The organism is Streptomyces sp. NPDC045470 (assembly GCF_040646595.1).
In the GTDB taxonomy this organism is placed as follows: Bacteria; Actinomycetota; Actinomycetes; order Streptomycetales; family Streptomycetaceae; genus Streptomyces.
This window is the reverse complement of the sequence record NZ_JBEZAN010000048.1, coordinates 1-5,499: the sequence shown is the minus strand read 5'-3', so window position 1 is coordinate 5,499 and position 5,499 is coordinate 1. Positions and strand designations below refer to the sequence as shown.

6 protein-coding genes are annotated in these 5,499 nt (G+C 66.4%); 3 read left to right on the top strand and 3 right to left on the bottom strand.

Features of this window, described 5'->3' with window-relative positions; translation table 11 throughout:
- Positions 1-46: 46 nt before the first annotated feature.
- A complete protein-coding gene (locus AB0A97_RS41430; protein ID WP_361161234.1) occupies positions 47-814 on the top strand; it encodes a transposase in 768 nt (255 codons plus the stop codon).
- A 168-nt stretch (positions 815-982) separates the two neighbouring features.
- Positions 983-1,327 carry a hypothetical protein gene (locus tag AB0A97_RS41425; protein ID WP_361161231.1) on the top strand — a complete coding sequence of 115 codons (345 nt, stop codon included), beginning with the start codon at positions 983-985 and terminating at the stop codon, positions 1,325-1,327.
- A 403-nt stretch (positions 1,328-1,730) separates the two neighbouring features.
- Here the strand turns inward: AB0A97_RS41425 and AB0A97_RS41420 are convergent, their stop codons facing one another.
- Positions 1,731-2,102 (bottom strand): hypothetical protein, encoded by a 372-nt coding sequence (locus AB0A97_RS41420; protein ID WP_361161228.1) that lies wholly within the window; start codon positions 2,100-2,102, stop codon positions 1,731-1,733.
- 427 nt (positions 2,103-2,529) lie between these two features.
- Here AB0A97_RS41420 and AB0A97_RS41415 point away from each other — a divergent pair, with 427 nt between their 5' ends.
- Positions 2,530-3,093, top strand: a complete 564-nt coding sequence (locus AB0A97_RS41415) for a hypothetical protein (RefSeq protein WP_361161225.1) — start codon at positions 2,530-2,532, stop codon at positions 3,091-3,093.
- Between the two features lie 57 nt (positions 3,094-3,150).
- Here the strand turns inward: AB0A97_RS41415 and AB0A97_RS41410 are convergent, their stop codons facing one another.
- Both AB0A97_RS41410 and AB0A97_RS41405 read right to left on the bottom strand, forming a co-directional pair.
- Entirely contained in the window at positions 3,151-3,456 is a 306-nt protein-coding gene (locus AB0A97_RS41410) for a transcriptional regulator (protein ID WP_361161222.1), read from the bottom strand.
- A gap of 4 nt (positions 3,457-3,460) precedes the next feature.
- Positions 3,461-3,883, bottom strand: coding sequence for a hypothetical protein (locus AB0A97_RS41405; protein WP_361161219.1), 423 nt, complete (start codon positions 3,881-3,883; stop codon positions 3,461-3,463).
- Positions 3,884-5,499: the final 1,616 nt, after the last annotated feature.

The following is a 5,499-nucleotide window of genomic DNA, read 5'->3' as shown; positions in this document are numbered from 1 at the left end:
AAAGGTTGTCTCGTAGCTGAAGTGGCTGCTGCGCCGTTGAGTGGGCATGGGTGGGGTGATGTCAGCGGATGATCCGAGGTGGATCGAGCCGTTTTCCGGGTTGAGTCAGTCGCAGTTCGAGCAGCTGGTGGCCTTGGTACGCCGTCGTGGTGGTGACGTCCAGCGAGGTCGTCCGTGGCGATTGCCGTTGGCGGACCGGGTGTTGCTGGTGGCCACCTATTGGCGCACGAACCTCACGCTCAGGCAGGTGGCGCCCTTGTTCGGGATCTCGAATTCGGCGGCGGACCGGATCTTGGATCACCTCGCACCCCTCTTGGCGATTTCACCGGCCCGCCGGCCACGCAAGGACACCGTGTACATCGTGGACGGCACGCTGGTGCCCACCCGCGATCGCAGCATCTCCGCCGCGAGCAAGAACTACCGCTACTCGACCAACCTGCAGGTCGTGATCGACGCCAACAGTCGCCTGGTGGTAGCCATCGGGGCCCCGTTGCCGGGCAGCCGCAATGACTGCCGGGCGTTCAGCGAGTCCGGCGTCGACCGGGCCTGCCGTGGGGCCCCGGTCATCGCCGACGGTGGATACCAAGGCACCGGACTTCTCATCCCGCATCGCAAACAACGAGGTCAACAGCGCTTGAGCGGCCGGCAGGAGGCCGAAAATAAGGTGCATCGCAAGGCCCGGGCCCGCATCGAGCATGCTCTGTCCCGACTGAAGAACTGGAAGGTCCTGCGGGACTGCAGACTCAAGGGCAACGGCGTTCACGAAGCAATGCTCGGCATCGCCCGCCTGCACAACTTGGCTCTCACGGGATAACACCCACCCCATACGGGACAACCTTTAGGTGACCCGGCAGGACGTCCTGGCCGTCCACGACCAACTGTCCGGGCGAAACGTAACCACACCCTCAGTGCCCTGCGCTCCCTGTTCGCCTACTGCAAGAAGAACGGCACGGTCTTTCACAATCCCACCGCCAGGATCCGGGTGGGCGCGCAGCCCCTGGTCCGCCTCCTGCAGCCGCTGGCGCCCCACGAAGTTCGACGAGCCGTGCAGTCGGCGGCCACCCCGGCCGCTCGCGTCGCCCTCGCCCTGGCCGCCGTCCACACCGTGCGACCGTCGGACATCCCCGCAGTGCGACTCGACCACGTCGACCTGAACGGCAGGCGCCTGACGGTCGCCGGCCGGACCCACCCGCCCGACGAGCTCACACGCCAGGTGATCCTCGCCTGGCTTGAGCACCGCCGCCGCAGGTGGCCGGACACCGCCAACCCCCACCTGCTCATCAACCAGCAGACCGCCATGGACACCACCCGGGTCGGCGGGTCCTGACTCGCCGCGGCCCTGCGGGGGAGCCAGGTCACCCTTGCGCAGCTGCGCGCCGACCGGCAACTCGAAGAGGCGCTCGCCCACGGCCCCGACGAGCTTCACCCCACCGAAGTCTTCGGTGTGGACGACAAGACCGCGATCCGCTATGCGAAGGCCGCCCGCGCCCTTCTGGAACGGCCCTTCGAGAGCGACCCTGCGGCCTCACCGCAGACTCACCGCTGACCTCCGTACAGGGAAGCGCTGTCCATCAAGACGGTGCCCTATGTGGTGAGGCGGGTGCCCCGGTGTACGGGGCGGGGTACGTGAGTTGGATCACGGCCACCCTCATGCCGCGGCCCGGCCGCCAGCCTCGTCAACATTGCACCCCGACTGAAGGAGGGGCCCCAGTGCTCCCGGTTGCGGGCGCTCAGGCCGCCGCGCGGCGCCTGCGCAGGGCCGTCACGCCCATCATCGCCGCGCCGAGCGGCAGCAGCACCGCCGCAGCGAACGAGAGCCACGGTGTGCCCTCGCCTCGGGACCAGCCGACGATCAAGCCCGCCCACAGGACGACGCCGGCGGGGAGCACCAGCCAGTTCGAGACGGCGGCAGCCCGGGCCGCCGCGCGCTCTCTCCCATACGCCCGCAGCACCTCGCCCACCGCGTGAGGTCCCACCACCAGCAGGAAAGCCACAACGGCCCAGTCCAGACCCTCACCCCGGCCCCAGTCAACGACGACGCTCACCGCCATGACGCCCACCACGACGGCGAAGCCCCAGGACAGGCCCTTCTTCGCAGCCATACAGCTCACCCCGCCCACAGCACGGCGCGCAGCGTGCCATCGAGACCGGTACTGCGGGCCCGGGCGGAGCAGGCCCGCATAGCGATCGTGCGGTCTTCCCATTCCAGAATATCCGTCATACCGGAAGCATATGCAGGTCCGGGTGAACAGACCGGATACCGGTGGCCCTCTCTCGGCCCCACCCCACCCATTGTCCCCCCCCAGGCCGTAAGGATCGGGCTACGGACAATCGCTGCGCACCGCATAGAAGGGGCGAAAGCATGGGCCTTTGGTCCCGTTGACGCTGGGCTGTACGGCCCTGGGGCGGACGACCCACCCAATGATCACCTGGGCCTTGGGAACGACGACGATCCCAGCAGCAGACGGAAAGCCCATGCCGCTGCGCGCTCCGAGTCTGATGCCTTCCCGCGCAAGAGGAAAATGGTCCATGAAACAGAAAAGCCTGCGCCTCTCCGTCATATCCGCTGTCTGTGCCGCAGCCGTCGGACTCACCGGCATCGGCAGTGCCCACGCTGCTGCTACCGGGGACGCTCGCCCCGTAGCGGCCGCCGCCTCCACCCAAGGTGGCGGCATGTCCGAGGCGGGCGATGCCACTCCTGAGCAGATCGACGAGCTGGCGCGGTATCTCCAGGCAATCGCCGAGGGTGAGATCGTCGACTCCGACGGCAAGTTCGACTACGCGAAGACGCGCGCCCAGTTCAGTGCCGAGTTCGCCGACGCGCTCGCCCAGGAGTTCAACAAGGTCGGCTCCGGTCCTCACGAGCGGCGCAGTTACGTGTCTTGCCTTCTGGACGGTGTCGGTCTCGGCGGGCTCGCTGGCGCTTCTGCTGACATCGTGAACCACCTCAAGAAGAAGCACTGGAAAGAGGCAGCCAAGCTGCTCACCAAAGAAGCTGCCAAGCGGGGCATCAAAATAGCTGTTAAGGGAGGTGTAGCGGGGCTGGCGGTGGCCCTTGGCGCCTATGCCGTCAAGTGTGCCTTGTGGGACTGATAGCAAGGACGGATGCTGAGCGGGCCTGTTCCTACCCGGAGCTGGCCCGCTTCGGCGTCAGATGTCGGCCTGGACCACTCGGCGTAGCTGGTTGAGGTAATCGTCGAACCGTTGGCGTCCTGACTCTGAGAACCAGACGCGGGTCACCGGGTGCCGTCGCTCACGGAACTTGCCGATCTCGATCAAGCTTTCCTTCTCCAGGATGCTCAATTGTCGTGACAGCTCGGCGGTTGACAGGTCGAGGGCGTGCTGCAGGTCGGCAAAGTTGATCTGCTCGACGTGCCGGAGCGTTCCCAGGATCGCCAGGCGGGTGGGAGAGTGGATCGCTGTCAGCAGGCGGGTGCGGGGGTGCTCGCCGGTCATCTTGCTAGCGCCTCCACCGCAGGGCGAGATACACCATCAAAGGCACGGCAGGCAAAGCCGCTTCCATCAGCGAGACACCAACTGACACCGCGGTGCCCCGCAGAATGTCCAGCACCGGCACGCCTGACAACACCCATGCCAAAAACCGTGCGGTGTTCTCCACTTTGGTGTGGGGCCTACGGCGGGTGGCGCGACCGTGAAACCAGTCCCATCGCAGCAGAATGAACAGCAACGCCACCAGGATCACGACACCGATCACGGTGGGCACGCTATGAGCGAGGGCAACGGCAAGACCCGCAAAGAGCGCGGCTACTGACGCTATACCGAGGATCCGTTCACGCATGCTAGCGGGTCGTGCGAGCGTCGGGGCGTCCATGATGACTTGCAGCTGCTCTGCCGGGTTCATGTCGCGTTCCAACAGAATCACCCCTTGTTCATTGTGTCCCAGTGATCCAATAATGGCAGCTAGTTTCCATATGTGCAACTACTCGCGTTATTGCGAGCCCGTCCGGGACTTATTTCAGTTTTCCATCCCGAGTGTCCGGCGACCGTGGCCGCGATGCGCGCCGCGCTTACCCACTACAGCGGCCATGAGTGGGGCGATCGGCCACTGTGGTACCTGCTTGCGTACCCGCCGGTGGGACTTCTGGCCGACGCGATGGAGTGGAGTGGCCGGATCCGCGCGTACGCGAACACCTCGTCGACGCCCTCGCCCGGCACCTGACGTACGGGCGGTACGGGGCCCGCCGACGGGGACGACATTTCCGCGACCTGGTGCTCGTGGAGGTGATCGCGGGCGACCGCAGGTGCCCCCGGGCAATTCGAACGCGCGGCGGACGAAGTCGACCACCACCTCCGGCTACGTCTACGACTTCGGGAAGCGCCGCATTCGCTGATACGACGTCAGCGCCAGCAGCAACGCGAGCTAATGACCGCAGGAGTCCATCCGCTCCTCAGGCATGTTCGCCACGAACCCACCGGGCGAGAGCCCACAACAGGAGCCAGCAGCCTCGGGCTCCCGACGAAGGCCCTTCACTATCTCTGAACTCGTGGGCCTCTGACGATGAGCATGGTTACCCACTCGACCAAGGCATGCGGGAGGTCGAGTGCGGCAGGATAGGGAACCAACGGGGCTCCTGCGCTGATGAGTTGATACGTCGAACCTCTCTCTCAACGGCACAGGAGCCTCGTGCGTTGCGGGAGGCCGCCCCGTCACCCGACCGGTGGCCACTCTGAAAACGCTCAGTGATACGGCCTTGCACATACTGGTGGTCGGCAGTCGGGACCTTGAACGCGTGCCGCTGCTTGGCATACTCCAAAACTTCGTCGAGCAGCGGTCGAGGTACGCCGCGGCCAATACCCCGTACAGCAGACGATCGAGGGAGATCGTGTTGTAAATGGCGTCAATGCCGCTCCCGACGCCTCCGATGATATTCTTTGCGTCCACACGGACACCGTCCAAGGCGATCGGTCCTGTGGGGCTGGTGCGGTTGCCCATCATGTCCTCGGTCGGGCCTTGACGGACCCCTTCGGCGTGCTGCGCCGCTGGTGGTTGCGGGCCCGCCTGTACGCCGACCCACTGCCGGACGACGTCCGGGCGGACATCGAGGCCGGCACCGCCCCGGACACGCGGCCAGCGCCGCGCTGCGCCAGGACGCCGCCGACCGCGAGACGAGCACCGGTGAGCGATGACATCCCCAGCCCCGGTAGCAGGACGGCGGGGACCGTATCCGGCTCTCGCCCGCCGTTCTGCCGCTGCTGAGCCCGGCTATATCGGCGAGCGTGTGAACTTCGCGCCGCGCCCGTCCCGGCTCTGGCCCAGCCCGTTCCGGTCTGGCCGGGCTGTTACTCGGGGCCACTGACCCGGGACATCGGTATCGCCGAGTACCACGTCGGCGACACCGCGCCGGACGCGGACAGCCCCGCCATTTACATCGCCCGCATCGTGATCTCGGACGACTGGCTGGACTTCTGAGCCGCCCACCTCTTGAACAGGTCCCGGGAAGAGCAAGGCAAGCGCCGGCACCCGGGACAACACGCCTA

Bases quoted from the DNA above. Each gene is read 5' to 3' on its own strand.
- AB0A97_RS41430 (WP_361161234.1), top strand. From the start codon at position 47: ATGGGTGGGGTGATGTCAGCGGATGATCCGAGGTGGATCGAGCCGTTT.
- AB0A97_RS41420 (WP_361161228.1), bottom strand. From the start codon at position 2,102: ATGGCTGCGAAGAAGGGCCTGTCCTGGGGCTTCGCCGTCGTGGTGGGC.
- AB0A97_RS41415 (WP_361161225.1), top strand. From the start codon at position 2,530: ATGAAACAGAAAAGCCTGCGCCTCTCCGTCATATCCGCTGTCTGTGCC.
- AB0A97_RS41410 (WP_361161222.1), bottom strand. From the start codon at position 3,456: ATGACCGGCGAGCACCCCCGCACCCGCCTGCTGACAGCGATCCACTCT.